This is a genomic window from Sneathiella sp. D3-11, from assembly GCF_055809395.1.
The window spans coordinates 1,145,265-1,160,894 of sequence record NZ_CM147911.1 but is presented as its reverse complement, the minus strand read 5'-3'; the positions used below and the strand labels follow the sequence as shown (position 1 = coordinate 1,160,894).

Here is a 15,630-nt window from a genome sequence, read left to right as displayed (position 1 = left end):
TAACGCGATGTTAATGTTTTTACGGTAGTCATATTAAGTCGTTGTAATTTATGAGGAGCCGAGCGGGCTAATTGAACGGATGATGAAAAAATTACTAAAGCTTTTAAAAAAGAAGAGCAGCCCGAAAGCAACGGGAGGCGAAGTTAAATATTCAAAATTTGGCATTGGACCTCGGCTAATTGCGGCATTTTCTGTCGTTGCGGTTTTGACAATCGCCATTTCGGCAATCAGCTGGGTCAGCCTGGGAACAATTACAACCGCGCAAGAAGATCTTATAAATAAGAAAGTTCCGTCAATCTCTCTGGCCCTGAAGCTTGCGAATGAGACGACAGCTCTCGCGGCAACAGCGCCGCAGCTCAGCACGGCAAAAACAGAATCTGAGCGGCTTATGAGCATTAAAGCTATCGAGGATACGGGCAAAAAGGCCTCCGCGCAGTTAAGTTCACTGCGTGAGTTCATGGCGGGCAATGAATTTCTCCCAAAAATCGAAGATGGCCTGAATAAAATGCTGGAAAGCTTGGAACGGCTGAATGGGCATGTTCAGAATCGCATCGAGCATTCTAAACAACTGAATACGACGTCTCCGGGCCTTTCGGTCGCTCGCGATATACTTGATACGGGATTGAGCCCATTCCTTCTTCCTTTGAGAATGCAGGTTATTGAAAATTCCGAAAAATGGAATGAATTGCTCACGCAGTCCATAGATAAGGCACTTGCGGGAGTGCGTCCTGAAAATGACACCTCTAAATTTTCACAGGAAATACTTCAAATTCTCCGCTTTCAGGAAGAGGTTTTCTCTTTCAAGAGCAACGGATATCAAATGCTGAGCCTGCTTACAGAAGGCTTGCAGACAGGTGATATTGACGCTGTGAAAGACTTGGAATCCACCTTCTTGTCATCGATTGCGTCGCTGGGGACGCCATTGGACGAGATAGAAAAGCAGACATCGAAAGGCCAGACGCAGGAACTCTCTGAATTGTTCGGTGACTTTCTCGCGATGGGCGTAGAAGAGAGTAACTTCAGCTCAGTCAATATCTTCAAAACCCGTATTCAAGAGTTGGAAGCTGCCAAGGCAGCAGAGGCAACCGTAAGTGAAAGCCGGTTCCTTGCTGCAATCCTTGTAAATAATGTGAACGCATTTACCGCAGAAATTGAAGAGTCTTTGGGGGCTGCGGCTCAACAAAACACCGCCCTCGCGAATACGACAAAGATGACATTGTTGATCTGCGCTTTGGTGGCATTGTTGATTACAATCGCTATTGGATGGCTTTATGTTCGCCGTAATATCATTCGTCGCTTGATGCTTCTCGTGAGCTCTGCCCAGCATCTTTCCGAAGGAGACCTTACGTCAAGCATTTACCGCGACGGGACTGATGAAATTGCCCGGATGGGACATGCTCTCGTTGGATTCCGCGATACTGCCCGTGAAGCTGAAGCCGCGCGTGCGGAAGCAGAAGCTGAGCGCCAGAAACGTGATGAAGAGAAAGCCAAGCGTGAAGCAGAACAGCGGAATGCAGAAAAAGCTGCTTTGGAAGAGCGTGAGCGACTCGAACGCGAACTGGCAGAAACGAAAACCAAGGAGCGGAACCAACTCGCCGATACATTCGAAGGCAGCGTGAAGCATCTGGTCGAAAAATTTGCCGCTGCTGCTTCAGAAATGACGGGAAGGTCACAATCGATGACGAAGTCCGCCGAAGATACAACACAGCGCTCTGCGACTGTCGCTTCGGCATCTGATCTTGCGACATCCAGCGTCAATTCAGTCGCGGCCGCAACAGAAGAACTTTCTTCTTCCATCAATGAGATCAGCCGTCAGGTTAGTCAGGCGGCCAGCATCGCAGGGGAAGCCGTTACTGAAGCTGAGCGGACCAACATAATGGTCACCTCGCTGAATGAGGCGGCATCCAAAATTGGTGATGTTGTCGGTCTGATTAACGACATTGCTGGGCAGACTAATCTGCTCGCCCTGAATGCGACCATTGAAGCAGCCCGGGCCGGTGATGCCGGTAAGGGGTTTGCTGTCGTCGCGAGTGAGGTGAAGAATTTGGCCGCACAGACAGCGAAGGCAACAGAGGAAATTTCTGAGCAGATCAAGGCGGTCCAGGAAGAGACTGGGAATGCCGTTGGTGCAATTGGTGATATCACAACAACCATTGGCAAGATCAACGAGATTGCGACCTCTATATCTGCCGCCGTGGAAGAGCAGGGCGCTGCGACTGGTGAAATCAGCCGGAGCGTTCAGCAAGCCGCTGAGGGATCGCAAGATGTCTCCGAAAATATTCAATCCGTGAGAAGTGCAGCAGAATCGACGGGTAAATCGGCGCAGGAAGTTGAAGAAATCTCGAACGGGCTTACAAAGGAAGTAACAGAATTAGATCAGCAGGTAGAAGGGTTCCTTGCGCAAATTCGCGCAAGCTAGTTATAGAAATACCCAACTAAGGCGGCAGTTACGGGCGAAATACCCTGAAGTAACTGCCGCCTTTTGTTTTTCTAATGTTCTCTCGCAATAATTGATTAAACCAAAAAGTATAACCATCCCTTAGACTTACTCCGTAAAAAACAATATATTTTTTTCTGGTCAAAACGGTTTCTTTGAGTCACAGTTATCGAACAACAAATAAAGAATAACGTTTTAAACTGGGAGGTGGACGCCAAGGCGTCCGGAAGCGTATTCATAATAATTTTGAAGATGCATCTGGTAGCTTGTGCAACCATTAGTTATGAGTGAACAAAAACACAGATAGTATAGCGTCTGCAGACGTTTCATCGACGGATGCATTGTTAAGCGTCCGGGATGTAAGTGTTCATTTCGGCGGCATCGTCGCGTTGGACGGTGTGTCATTTGACATTCCTTCAGGTCAAATTGTCGGTCTGATCGGGCCAAACGGGGCAGGTAAAACAACCCTTTTTAACTGTATCAGTCGCCTCTATGACGTGAATTGGGGTGATATCATCTTTCGCGGAAACTCCATCCTTAAAAGTCCTGTACACAGGATGAGTGAGATCGGACTTGGACGGACATTCCAAAATCTCGCCCTTTTCTCCAATCTAAGCGTTCTTGATAACATCATGATTGGTGGGCATGCGACCGCAAAATCTGATTACATCAGCAATGCGCTGCATTTGCCCTGGATAAAGCGGGAGGAGAAAGAGCTTCGAAGCCGCGCGTTGGAAATGCTCAAGTTCATGGAACTTGAAGATACAGCGCTGCAGCGGATCGGCGGACTCTCTTTCGGCATCCAAAAACGGCTTGAGATTGCACGCGCGATTATGAGCAAGCCCAAGCTATTGCTGATGGATGAACCTGCTGGCGGGCTTAACCACAATGAGTTATCGCTCCTTGTGGATACGATCCGGCGAATTCGCGATGAGTTTGGTACGACGGTTCTTTTGGTGGAACATCATATGGGTGTGGTCATGGAGGTTTCCGAGAAAGTTGTTGCACTCAACTTTGGCCGAAAACTTGCTGAAGGCCCGCCTGCTGAAATTCAGCAACATCCTGATGTTATCGAAGCGTATCTGGGGACGGGCAAGAAATGAGTCAATTGCTTGATGTAAAAGGGCTTGAAGCGTCATATGGCCCGACGAAAGTTCTGCATGGGCTGGATTTCAGCCTCGAACACGGTGGCGTTACAACAATTCTCGGCGCGAATGGCGCCGGTAAAACAACGACCCTTCGCGCAATCAGCGGGATGGTTACCCGAAAAGGAACGATACAGCTGGAAGGCACGGAACTTGCCGCTCTGCAAACAGCAGATATCACGCGGAAGGGCATTGCCCATGTTCCGGAGGGGCGCGGTACATTCGTGAGAATGTCGGCTGAAGACAATTTACGTCTTGGAGCCTATAGCCGGAGCGACAAAGCGGGTATCGCGGAAGATGTTGAACGGGTTTACGGCTATTTCCCCATCCTCAAACAGCGTCGAAACCAGCAAGCAGGCACGTTAAGTGGCGGTGAAGCGCAGATGTTGGCTGTTGGTCGGGCCTTAATGTTACGGCCGCGATTGTTGCTGCTTGACGAGCCTTCTTTCGGCCTTGCACCGCTAATTGTTCAAGAGCTGTTTGAAATTCTGAAAAGAATCAACGCTGAAGAAGGGGTGAGTATGTTGCTAGTCGAGCAAAACGCGTCTCTGGCTCTTGAGTTGGCCGATCATGCCTATTTGCTGGAAACGGGAAATATCGTCATCTCCGGCACTTCGGAATCAATTCTTGAAAATGAGACCGTTCGTCGGTCCTACTTAGGGTATTAGGACGTTCCCATGGATCTTTTTTTACAGCAATTACTAACCGGTCTTGCAAATGGCGCGATTTACGCGTGCCTGGCACTTGCGGTCGTTATGATTTATCAGGCCATCGATCATTTCAATTTTGCACAAGGCGAAATGGCGATGTTCAGCACCTATATCTGTTGGGCAATGATTGCGGGCGGAGTGCCCTACTGGATCGCGTTTTTCGCGACTATTGTTGTCTCCTTCATTGGTGGCTTGGCAATTGAGCGAATTATCTTCAAGCCGCTCCATAATGCGCCGGTTCTTAGCCATATCGTTGTCTTTATCGGCCTTGTCGCCATATTCAACAGCTTCGCTGGCGCAATATGGGACCATAATATCAAGACATTTCCGTCTCCTTTCCCTGAAGGGTCTTTTGGGGGCCTGATCGGATTGCATGAAGTCGGCATGTTCTTCGTGACCCTGCTTTTACTTTTCGCAATATTCTGCTTTTTCCGCTTTACACGTGTCGGAATGGCGATGCAGGCAGCAGCAGCCAATCCAGATTCCGCAGGCCTTGTGGGCATTCGGGTCGGCTGGATGCTGGCGCTGGGCTGGGGCTTGGCCGCAGCAATCGGTGCTGTTGCAGGAATGATGATTGCACCAATTGTCTTTTTGGAACCGAACATGATGCTAGGCATTCTTCTCTATGGCTTTGCGGCTGCGATTGTCGGAGGTATATCAAGTCCGGGAGGAGCCGTCGCCGGCGGTTTCCTAGTCGGTATTATTGAAAACATGGCCGGGACATATATCCCAGCCATTGGTAGTGAATTGAAACTGACGGTTGCTCTGATTTTGATCGTGACCGTTCTGTTGTTCAAGCCTAACGGGTTGTTCGGCAAAACCATTGTGACCAGGGTATAATAATATGGCAACCGATGTAGAAACGCGTATAGATACTAAACTGAATGCCGGCGCAAAAATCCCTTTTAAGTGGGTCATTCCCTTCATAGTGATTGGCGCAGTCTTGCCCTTTATTCTTGGAGGGTATGCGACCTTCCAGGGCACGTTGATAATGATCTATGCCATAGCAATCCTCGGCTTAAACTTGTTGACGGGGTTTAATGGGCAATTCTCACTTGGGCATAGCGCCTTTTATGCTATCGGGGCCTATACAGCCGCCATTCTTGTGTATCATCTCGATTGGCCAGTCTATGCGGCCATTCCCGTTGGAGGTGTGGTCTGTTTCATCGCAGGTTTCCTATTTGGCTTGCCTGCGCTACGACTTGAGGGGCTTTATCTAGCCTTGGCCACCTTTGCTTTGGGTGTCTCGATACCGCAGGTCCTGAAATCATCTCATCTGGAAGGATTGACCGGAGGGGTGCAAGGTTTGGATGTATTCCGCCCGGACGTTCCAGCCATTCTGGTTGATAACTTCGGCATCACGATGGACCAATGGTGGTATATGATTGTGTTCGTGGTGTTGCTTTTTATGTTCTGGATTGCTTGGAACCTGATCAATAGCCGGACAGGCCGTGCCATGATGGCGATACGTGATAATCCAATCGCCGCGAGATCGATGGGTGTGAATGCATCTATGTACAAATCTCTTACCTTCGGTGTCAGCGCGTTCTATACGGGTGTTGCCGGTGCGATTGCTGCCATTGTTATTGAGTTTGTTGCGCCAGATAGCTTTACATTCCAGCTCTCTATATTGCTGTTTATCGGAATGGTGGTTGGTGGAACAGGCTCTATTTGGGGAGCCGTGTTCGGCGGATTTTTCATACTGACAGTGCCGAATTTTGCAGAAGAAATTTCAACTGGCCTTTCCTATGCCATTTTTGGCATTATCCTTATATTGGTTATTTATGTCATGCCCTCAGGTTTTGCAGGGCTGGTAAATCTGCTGAGAGTCCGAATAAAGAAAATACTTTGAGCTCTCAGTTGAAAGCGTGAAGAAGAGTCGCGTCATTGTAGATGCGAAAAATAATAAACAGGAGGTACTAATGAATACCGGGAGAAAATTAGCGATTACCTTCGCTGCCGTTGCCACAATGGGAATGGCCGCGACGTCGGCTTTAGCTGACAAGATGTATGGTCCGGGTGTGACCGATGATTCCATCAAGCTTGGCAATACCATGCCTTATAGCGGCCCTGCGGCTGCCTACGGTCAGATTGGTAAGTCCACGGCTGCCTATTTTGACAAGATCAATAAGGAAAATGGCGGCGTAAACGGTCGGAAGATTGAGTTTATTTCGCTGGATGACGGCTACAGCCCGCCTAAAACAAAGGAACAGGTTCGTAAGCTTGTTGAACAGGATGAAGTGCTGCTCATATTCGAAAGCCTGGGTACTCCGACAAACTCGGCTATCCATAACTATATGAACAAGAAGAAGATTCCTCAGCTGTTTGTTGCAACTGGCGCGACGAAATGGGGCGATCCTGAAAACTTCCCTTGGACAATGGGTTGGCAGCCTAGCTACCAGACTGAGGGCGCGCTGTTTGGTGCCTATATCATGGAAAATGTGAAGGATCCGAAAGTGGCTATCCTTTACCAGAACGATGATTATGGTAAAGACTATGTCCATGGCTTGAAAGAATATCTCGGTGATAAGGCTGATTCCGTTATCGTTGCTGAAGAAAGCTACGAAGTTACAGATCCGACAATCAACTCGCAGATGATCAAGCTAAAAGACAGCGGTGCGAACGTCTTTTTCAACGTGACGACACCGAAATTTGCGGCTCAGGCTATTAAGAAATTCCGCGAATTGAACTGGGATGCGGTTTTCCTGAACAATTCAGTTTCTAACTCCGTAGGCTCTGTTTACAAACCTGCAGGACTGGATAACTCCAAGGGTATCATTTCGCTGATGTACTATATGGATATCACGGACCCTGGGAATTTCGAGACTGAAGGGTACAAAAAATGGTCAAAATTCATGGATGAATACTATCCTGATGGAGATAAAACCAGCGCCTTCACAGCATATGGATATCTCGTTGGCCAGACGATGGAGCAGGTGTTGAAACAGGCTGGAGACAACCTGACACGCGAAAACATCATGAAGGAAGCTGCCAATCTGGATCTGGAACTGGATATGATGCTGCCAGGCATTAAAATTCAGACAGGCCCGAATGACTTCTTCCCGATTGAAGCAATGATGCCGGTTGAATTTAACGGTGAGAAATTTAACTCACTGGGCAAAGTTGTATCTGTAAATTAATCAGATATCTGATCTAAAAAAGAAAGGGCAGGGGATGAAAATCCTCTGCCCTTTTTTTATATACCTATTTTTGCGGGCTGAGGACAATGCGGCCTTTGACGTTTCCGGCCTGCAGGTCCGTGAGGGCACTATTCACCTCGTCTAGGGGGCGGACTTCGTAAGGAATTGGCGCTACCTTGCCACCCCGAACGAGTTCCATTAACTCGTGCATCTCCTCAAGGCTTCCAACATAGGAGCCCTTGATCGTTCTCATCATGAGTGGCAGCATCGCAATCGACAGAGGCATGGAATCTCCGAACAATCCAACTGTCACCATATGGCCGCCCTTCCTCAATCCGTTAAAACCAAAGGATGCAGTTGCCGGCGCACCCACAAAATCGATGGAGCCGGCCGCGCCTCCGTTCGTGATTTCCTGAAGTTGAGCGAGTGCGGCTTCAGGATCGCTGTTGTCGATGGTTTCATGCGCGCCTGATTGGCGAGCGATTGACCGCTTCGTATCATCAATATCGGCGACAATGATTTTTGCCTTCACAACACTTGAAGCGAAATGCACCGCGGAGAGCCCAACCCCTCCCGCTCCTATGATCACAATATGATCGTCTTCACGCAGATGGGAAAGTTTCTTTAGAGCGCTGTAGGCTGTGAGGCCGGAGCATGCATATGTGCAGGCAAGTTCTGTCGGAACACCGTCATAGGGAATAAGATATTTCGGGTGGGGCGCAATAACTTCGTTCGCATACCCACCGTTATACCGAGTGCCGACTGTTTGCGGCGCCATGCAAAGAAGCTCGTCCCCAGCGAGGCAGACATTGCATTTTCCACAGCCTATCCAGGGAAAAACAATACGTTTGTCGCCAATTTCAACCCCTTCTGCATCTGGACCAATCGCGGCAACCTCACCAACGACCTCATGCCCGAGCGTGAAGGGAAGCTTCATCCGTTGTAAGAGGTCCATCTTTTGGCCTCCACCAAGATCGAAGAAGCCTTCCCAAATATGCAAATCACTATGACAAACACCACAGGCTGTGACATTCAGGAGTACTTCGGTTCCTTTGGGTTCTGGTGTTGGGTAGTCTCGCGCTTCGAGTGGTTTGCCAAACTGGATGATCTGCTGACAATGCATGGTAATTCTCCCCGTTTATTTGTTTTTAATTGGAGAAAATATGCTAGCTCGTTTCATGCGTGACCGCCAGAATTTCTGTGGCCGGAAATCGCGCAAGTTCGCCGACCCTATGATTGCAGTCGATTGCTGAAAAGATAGCGTCCGTCACGAAGCTCAGAGAAGAAGTCTTTGACTGACGGATGCGACACCGGTTTCCCGCTTTCGTCAATCAGGAGATTTTGCTCAGACACGTAAGCCTCATAAGTTGTTTCGGCATTCTCCGCGAAGAGATGATAAAACGGCTGATCTTTCTTCGGTCGAACCTCTTCCGGGATAGATTCCCACCATTCTTCGCTATTACCAAAGGTGGGGTCGACATCGTAAATCACGCCGCGAAACGGATAAACCCGATGTTTGACGATTTGTCCAATCGCGAACTTGGCTGCTCTGACTTGTGAATCTTTGCTCATGACGTGCCATAATAGTGGAGTTTACTTTATGGGCAAGTCTTGAACATCAAGAATTCAATGCGGCGTGAAATATCTAAGAAGGCTCATTTCTATACGATACGGCTCTTTTTGTCGCCCCAGTAGCGATCCCTGAGCAAGCGTTTGTATAGTTTTCCGGTAGGAAGCCGCGGAAGCTGCTCTTCAAAGTCAAAGGAGCGCGGGCACTTCTGCGCCGAAAGGTGCTCATGGCAAAAGGCGTTAAGCTCCTCTGCCAATTCTTCGCCCGGATGAATGCCGGGCATAGGTTGAATGACGGCTTTCACCTCTTCTCCGAAATCTTCATTAGGAACACCAAAAACTGCCGCGTCCTCTACTTTCGGATGGGTAATAAGTAAGTTTTCGCATTCCTGTGGGTAGATATTCACACCGCCGGAGACGATCATGAAAGTCGCCCGGTCAGTGAGATAAAGAAATCCGTCCCCATCAATGTACCCCATGTCGCCAACAGTACTCATCGTACCATCCGGTGACATCGCCTCTTTCGTGCGGTTCGGGTCGTTGAAATACTCAAATTGAGTTGCCGTTTTGAACCAGACCGTGCCGGGTGTTTCAATCGGGCAAGGCTTCATTTCCTCGTCCAGAATATGGAGATCACCAAGAAGCACCTTTCCGACCGAGCCTGGATGGGCAAGCCATTCTTCACTATTGCTTGCGGTAAAACCAAGCCCTTCTGTCGCACCATAATATTCATGAATAATTGGGCCCCACCATTTGATCATGTCCTGCTTTACCTGAACCGGGCAGGGGGCCGCGGCATGAATTGCAATTTCCAGAGATGAGAGGTCAGCGCTCTTGCGTATCTCCTCAGGGAGTTTAAGCATCCGGGAAAACATGGTGGGGACGAGCTGAGTGTGCGTGACATTATACTTCTCGACCAACTGGAGATACTGCTCCGGATCAAATTTTTCCATGATGATAACGGTTCCGCCGAAACGGATCGCGAAATTGCAGGCAGCCTGCGGGGCGGAGTGATAGAGCGGCGCTGGCGACAAATACACCATATCTTCGCGGTACTGCCAGAGCTTCTGGAGAAAGAGATAAAGAGGAATCTGGTCAAGAGGGTGACTGTCTGGCATAGGGCGGAGAATGCCTTTTGGTTGCCCTGTTGTGCCGGACGAATAGAGCATGGATAAGCCAAGCCGCTCATTCTCAAGTGGTGTCGACGGGTAGTCTCTGGTTGCCTCCTGAAGATTTACGAATTGATCATCGGTTTCGCCATCGACGACAATCCCTAAGATTACATTTGGGCATGATTTTAAAGCTTCGCGCGCAACTTCCCGTTTTGCATCCGATGTAATGAGAATCTTCGCTTCACTGTTGTTGACAATATACGCAAGCTCTTCGGCAGTCAGGTAGGAGTTGATGCAAGTGTAATAAAGGCCAGCGCGTTCCCCGGATCCGCAGCTTTCAAAATACCAGGCATTATTCTCCATGAAGATTGCATAGTGATCCTCTTGTGAGAGCCCCTTACTTTGAAGAAAATGAGCGAGTTTATTCGCCCTTTCCTCATACTCGCGATAAGAAACAGTTTCCCCGGAAGAGGCCATGATAAAGGCTGGCCTATTGGGGTTTTCAGTCGCAAATTTCCCTGGATACATACTGCGCTCCTCCCTTTTTTTGTTATTTCTTAATTAGAATGATGTTTTGGAAAAAGGATAGGTCGCGCAAACTCTAATCGCAACATTTATATGGCCAAGCGCAAGCGTTGTAATCTGATTGTTATCTAGGACGGAGCGCAGGGCATAATGGCGAACTACAAAGGGCGCTCTTTCATTTCGCGAGACTGAGATCTTATCTCTGGTTAGGAAGGGACGTTACAATTGAGCGATGATCGTTATGTAGATAGCTAGCTTTCTGCGCGCGCATTGTGTATTTTTGTTAGTCGCGTGAAATCTTCCAGCAATTTTTCTTCTTTCAGATACGCCACATCCGGATGACAAGGGATGTTAACAAGACGGTGATAGATATCCACGCAGTTTGAAGTCTCGGCAAGAGGTAGATAATATTTTGTGAGCACCAGATGTTCAGCATCATCAATGTCATCCTGCCGGATGGGGGTATCCGCACAAAATGGAAGACTGGTTGCCGGTGTGCTGCCGTTGAACGGGTAAAGTGGTCGTAATCCGACTTTCGACGCGATTTTTGTCACTCTCGCCGCTTGTTCCAGATAGAGAGGTTTCCATTCTTCGACGCGGTCAAGCCGGTCAATTTGGAAGGCGCAGGCGATATCGGAAACTTTACCGTTATTGATCCAATGTTTCTTTTCCGCGGCCTTTACGGGACCATAGTTCAAAAGATTGTAAATTGACTCCATTTCTTCTCTTGGCGACAGAATGAGCCCGCCCTCTCCGGCACCATACGGTTTCGTGTGATGCAGGCTGAAGCTTTGATAGGGCCAATCCGGCAACTTTTCATTGAGGCCAGCCGCATTGTCTATCAACATGAATTTATTATGTTTTTTGGCAAATTCGATAAAAGGCTCGAAATCATGCCAAGGTCCAAACGGGTTAGTTACAACGAAGCCATCAAAATTGCCAAGCCCGAATTCTTCGAGCGCCGTCAAGCTCAGGATACCCTGCTCAGTGCAATCGACGAAATGCATATCGTTGAAATATCCGCGCCCGAGATTGTTGAAACTGAAGGAGCTGCCAACCCAGCGGATTGGGCTATCGAATTTTATCTCAAGAAATCTTGCCAGAGCCTCTAGGCCGATGCCGCCATTTGCACAGGGTGTAACAGCACGTTCGGCGGATAGGTTGAAATGCTTTTCGTACTTCTCTGCAAGCAAGTGATAAAGCGGGCCACGATTTGCCCACATATTGGTTTCCACGCACTGCTCAAAGAGCTTTGCAACATAAACCATGTCCGGCCGTTTGTTCTCGACAAATGGCATTTTGATGTTGTGATCTGACAATTTCACGGCCTTGTACTCAGAGTATAAACTGTTGAATTTTTCTACTTAAGCTTATCATAAACCATAAATGCTAAATTTTCTGTTTACTTGCCAGAGTAAGCAGTCATGAAAAACGCTTTTTTTCACGCTATATGCGCCATTTCGCGTGATTGATAATCCGTGCTAAGAACAAATTCTTCGAAACCTGAAACCTGCGCAATTAATATTTTAGACTATCTATCTATTACGGGCCCCTTCAATATAGCAGCATTGCAAAAAAAAACGATAGGACGGAGAAACCGCCATGAGACAAATTTCCGTTGGTCAGAAGAGTGGACGGATGTCGGGTGGGGATCTTTTCTTAATTGGTGCCGTCCTTGCATGGGGTATTAACTTTCCAATTGCGAAGTACGCACTGGATTTTATGGATCCGGTTACCTTCTCTGCGACGCGGTATTTGGCGGCAAGCATTCTTCTGTTTGGTATTCTTCTAGTCAAAAATACGGGCATTGGAATATCCGTCAGAGAGGCAGGAATGTTGGTCATTATTGGCCTGTTGAGTGTTACCCTGTTTCAGGGCGGGTGGGCCTATGGCCTTAGCTTGACGTCCGCATCGAAAGCTTCGGTCCTGATAACGACCTCTCCCATTTTTGGGGCCCTGATATCCGCCGTGATGGGAAACCGTCCGGGTGCCAAGGCGTGGGTCGGTATTTTTGTTTCTTTCTTGGGCGTTGCCGTCGTTATTAACAACAGTCTGACGGAAATTACATTCAATGCCGGCTCGATCGTCGGGGATCTGCTGATTGTGGGGGCGTCGATGATGTGGGCGCTTTATACTTATGTTTCCGGTCCATTAGTTGCGCGGCGCGGCCCTCTTCTCGTGACCGCTTGGGCGACATTATTCGGCTCGATAACATTAACCCTGATCGGTATTCCAAGCCTTATCGAACAAAATTGGACGACTATCCCGACACTTGGCTGGTTGAGCTGGGCATCTACTGCGATCTTCGGGGCCGCTCTCGCCTTCGTTTGGTATTGCGCAGGTATTGCTCGTCTGGGCGTTACCAAGGGTATGGTCTACAGTTTCTTAATCCCTGTTGTTGCCATCCTGAGCTCGGTCATACTGCTCGATGAGGCGATCACTCCCATTCAAATATTTGGTGCTGCTATTGTGTTGATAGGGGTGAAGCTGACGCGCTCAGACTGACGGTTCTTTTGACGTCATCCAATTGTTTAAGGCAGAGATTTGTTCCTCGCGCATCCCAATTCCGATTTTGCTCCTCCGCCAAAGGACATCTTCGGCTGTTTGCGCCCATTCATGATCCATAAGGTATTGGACTTCTCTCTCGAACAATCCGCCCCCGAATTCGATGCCAAGGTCGGATTTACTCGCGGAATCATCCATCAGATCAAACAGGCGCGTGCCGTATGCGCGGAGCATACGTTCAGACTGGTGGTGATCCAGAAAAGGGTATGTGTCGCGAACTTTTTTGAGCAAATCTGTGAAGCCTTCCATCGGGAAATCACCGCCCGGAAGTGCGGCACTGATTGTCCATGCGCGCGCTTTGCTGCCGAGTTTTTGCTCTACCATTTCCAGGACAGCTTCTGCAAGGCGGCGGTAGGTGGTGATCTTGCCACCGAAAATATTCAGAAATGGCGGGGTGTCTTCATCGGATTGCCATTTTAAAACATAGTCGCGGGTGGCTTCCTGTGCCTTGGTTGCGCCGTCATCAAAAAGCGGTCGAACGGCGGAGTAAGTCCAGATAACGTCTCCTTCTCGCACGGGCGTGTCAAAATACTCGCTCGCGGCGTTACAAAGATAGGAAATCTCAGTATCACTAATCGCGACGTTCTCCGGATCGCCGCTGTAATCCTGATCCGTAGTCCCGATCAAGGTGTAGTTCTGCTCATAGGGAATGGCGAAGATGATCCGTTCATCCGCATTTTGGAAGATGTAGCATCTGTCATGCTCATAAAGCTTTGGCACAACAATATGGCTTCCCTGAACGAGGCGAACGGTCGGGGACGTAGATGAGTTTGACGCCACCTGAATAATCTTATCGACCCAAGGTCCAACTGCATTCACGATCATTCGCGCCGTTCTGGTCACGGTTTCTTTGCTGACTGTGTCCTGTGTGGTGATGTGCCAAAGCCCGGCTTTTTGTTCAGCGGCAATACATTTCGTGCGCGTTTCAATAAGCGCCCCGCGCGCCGCGGCATCCATCGCATTAAGGACAACCAAACGTGAGTCATTTACCCAGCAATCCGAATATTCGAAGCCGGCTGTGAATTCCTTTTTTAATGGTCTACCTAGAACGTCGTCATGTAGATTGAGAGATTTAGATGCGGGGAGCTTCTTTCGGCCCCCGAGGTGATCATAAAGAAATAATCCAAGCCTTAGAAGCCACGCAGGTCTCAATCCCTTGTGATGCGGGAGCACGAACCGCAAAGGCCAGATTATATGTGGTGCATTGGCCCAGAGAATTTCCCTTTCCTGAAGGGCTTTTCGCACAAGTCGGAATTCATAATGCTCAAGATAGCGAAGGCCACCATGGATGAGTTTAGTCGAACCCGAAGAGGTGCCACTGGCAAGATCATTCATTTCACAGAGAGCAACGGAATATCCGCGGCCAGCGGCATCGCGCGCCACACCGCACCCGTTTATTCCGCCCCCGATTACAAAAATATCAAAATCTGCCGTCATAATTCCTAGTTTTCCGAAATTGAATTGCTGTGAATAACGAAGATTTATATCGCAAAAATGAAAACAAAAGGAAAATATTATCCTAGATATATTTTCGTTATATCGGAGCTAGGACGATGTCTCTATGATCCGGACATCTCCCTCGGCGCATATGCGTCGGATAGAAGGTTTGCTAATGTGATCGGTTACTAGGGTATCGACCTGCGCCATTTGCGCGATCACCACCGGCGCCCGGCGTTCAAACTTGGTGGAATCCGCAACAAGAATGACATGCCGGGCTTTGGAGATAATTGCCTGCGCGACTTTAACTTCGCGGAAATCAAAGTCCAGAAGGGAGCCATCCGGATCAATAGCCGAGGCACCAATGACAGCATAGTCAACCCTGAACTGATTGATGAAATCAATGGCAGCTTCACCAACAATACCACCATCGGATGGACGGACAACGCCGCCGGCTATGGCGACCTCAAATGAGGGATAAAGCCGCAACTTATTTGCGACATTGATATTATTTGTCACAACCATTAATCCTTGATGATTGATTAGGGCTTGCCCAACGGCCTCGGTCGTGGTGCCAATATTCATAAAAAGGGAGGAATGATCAGGGATAAGCTTGGCCGTTTCCTCGCCGATGGTGGCCTTTTCTTCTGACGCAATTTGCCGTCTTGCTTCATACTCGACATTCTCACGTGCCTCTGGAAAAAATGCGCCGCCGTGAAATCGGATCAAGACCTTATTGGAACAAAGGCTGTTCAGGTCCATTCGGATTGTCTGAGGAGTAATATCGAAATGCGCCGCCAGCTCATCGACCTGCACACGACCCTGTGTTTTCGCAAGCTCGACGATTTCGGTCTGACGGGCGGTCAAATGCATTGATTATCCTCCTGTTTTCGGTTGAGTATACTGACATTGGCGCGCGAATAGGAAAGAAATAATCCTGGAAAAGTATGGAATTGGTTTGTGCGTCGCAGGACTGTTGCTCAGCTTTGG

The 15,630-nt window shown here is 48.7% G+C and carries 13 protein-coding genes; 7 read left to right on the top strand and 6 right to left on the bottom strand.

Annotation, left to right across the window (positions count from 1 at the left end):
• The first annotated feature begins 79 nt into the window (after positions 1-79).
• From AC0L73_RS06040 to AC0L73_RS06015, 6 genes are all read left to right on the top strand, one after another.
• Positions 80-2,419 (top strand): HAMP domain-containing methyl-accepting chemotaxis protein, encoded by a 2,340-nt coding sequence (locus AC0L73_RS06040; RefSeq protein WP_473655120.1) that lies wholly within the window; start codon positions 80-82, stop codon positions 2,417-2,419.
• A gap of 326 nt (positions 2,420-2,745) precedes the next feature.
• Positions 2,746-3,540 (top strand): ABC transporter ATP-binding protein, encoded by a 795-nt coding sequence (locus tag AC0L73_RS06035; protein WP_415776513.1) that lies wholly within the window; start codon positions 2,746-2,748, stop codon positions 3,538-3,540.
• On the top strand, positions 3,537-4,250 hold the full coding sequence (locus tag AC0L73_RS06030) for an ABC transporter ATP-binding protein (protein ID WP_227949316.1): 714 nt from the start codon (positions 3,537-3,539) through the stop codon (positions 4,248-4,250). Before AC0L73_RS06035 ends, AC0L73_RS06030 begins: the two co-directional genes overlap by 4 nt.
• A gap of 9 nt (positions 4,251-4,259) precedes the next feature.
• Complete coding sequence (locus AC0L73_RS06025; protein ID WP_227949319.1) at positions 4,260-5,132, top strand: branched-chain amino acid ABC transporter permease; 873 nt, start codon at positions 4,260-4,262, stop codon at positions 5,130-5,132.
• A gap of 4 nt (positions 5,133-5,136) precedes the next feature.
• The gene (locus AC0L73_RS06020; protein WP_227949321.1) at positions 5,137-6,144 is read left to right on the top strand and encodes a branched-chain amino acid ABC transporter permease; all 1,008 of its coding nucleotides are present in this window, start codon (positions 5,137-5,139) and stop codon (positions 6,142-6,144) included.
• Between the two features lie 70 nt (positions 6,145-6,214).
• A complete protein-coding gene (locus AC0L73_RS06015; RefSeq protein ID WP_227949323.1) occupies positions 6,215-7,432 on the top strand; it encodes an ABC transporter substrate-binding protein in 1,218 nt (405 codons plus the stop codon).
• Between the two features lie 64 nt (positions 7,433-7,496).
• On the opposite strand, the gene AC0L73_RS06010 is transcribed toward AC0L73_RS06015, so the two are convergent.
• The 4 genes from AC0L73_RS06010 to AC0L73_RS05995 form a co-directional block, all read right to left on the bottom strand.
• The gene (locus AC0L73_RS06010; protein ID WP_473655119.1) at positions 7,497-8,555 is read right to left on the bottom strand and encodes an alcohol dehydrogenase; all 1,059 of its coding nucleotides are present in this window, start codon (positions 8,553-8,555) and stop codon (positions 7,497-7,499) included.
• A gap of 107 nt (positions 8,556-8,662) precedes the next feature.
• Entirely contained in the window at positions 8,663-9,004 is a 342-nt protein-coding gene (gene hspQ, locus AC0L73_RS06005; protein WP_227949326.1) for a heat shock protein HspQ, read from the bottom strand.
• 89 nt (positions 9,005-9,093) lie between these two features.
• The gene (locus AC0L73_RS06000) at positions 9,094-10,641 is read right to left on the bottom strand and encodes an AMP-binding protein (RefSeq protein ID WP_473655118.1); all 1,548 of its coding nucleotides are present in this window, start codon (positions 10,639-10,641) and stop codon (positions 9,094-9,096) included.
• A gap of 248 nt (positions 10,642-10,889) precedes the next feature.
• Positions 10,890-11,957 carry a DegT/DnrJ/EryC1/StrS family aminotransferase gene (locus AC0L73_RS05995; protein WP_473655117.1) on the bottom strand — a complete coding sequence of 356 codons (1,068 nt, stop codon included), beginning with the start codon at positions 11,955-11,957 and terminating at the stop codon, positions 10,890-10,892.
• A gap of 283 nt (positions 11,958-12,240) precedes the next feature.
• Between AC0L73_RS05995 and AC0L73_RS05990 the strand changes: the two genes are divergently transcribed.
• Positions 12,241-13,143: a DMT family transporter gene (locus AC0L73_RS05990; RefSeq protein WP_473655116.1), complete on the top strand. Its 903-nt coding sequence runs from the start codon at positions 12,241-12,243 to the stop codon at positions 13,141-13,143.
• On the opposite strand, the gene glpD is transcribed toward AC0L73_RS05990, so the two are convergent.
• Positions 13,135-14,640: a glycerol-3-phosphate dehydrogenase gene (gene glpD, locus AC0L73_RS05985; RefSeq protein WP_473655115.1), complete on the bottom strand. Its 1,506-nt coding sequence runs from the start codon at positions 14,638-14,640 to the stop codon at positions 13,135-13,137. The two genes, AC0L73_RS05990 and glpD, sit on opposite strands and share 9 nt — an antisense overlap.
• A 108-nt stretch (positions 14,641-14,748) precedes the next feature.
• Complete coding sequence (locus tag AC0L73_RS05980) at positions 14,749-15,513, bottom strand: DeoR/GlpR family DNA-binding transcription regulator (RefSeq protein WP_227949332.1); 765 nt, start codon at positions 15,511-15,513, stop codon at positions 14,749-14,751.
• Between the last annotated feature and the right edge of the window lie 117 nt (positions 15,514-15,630).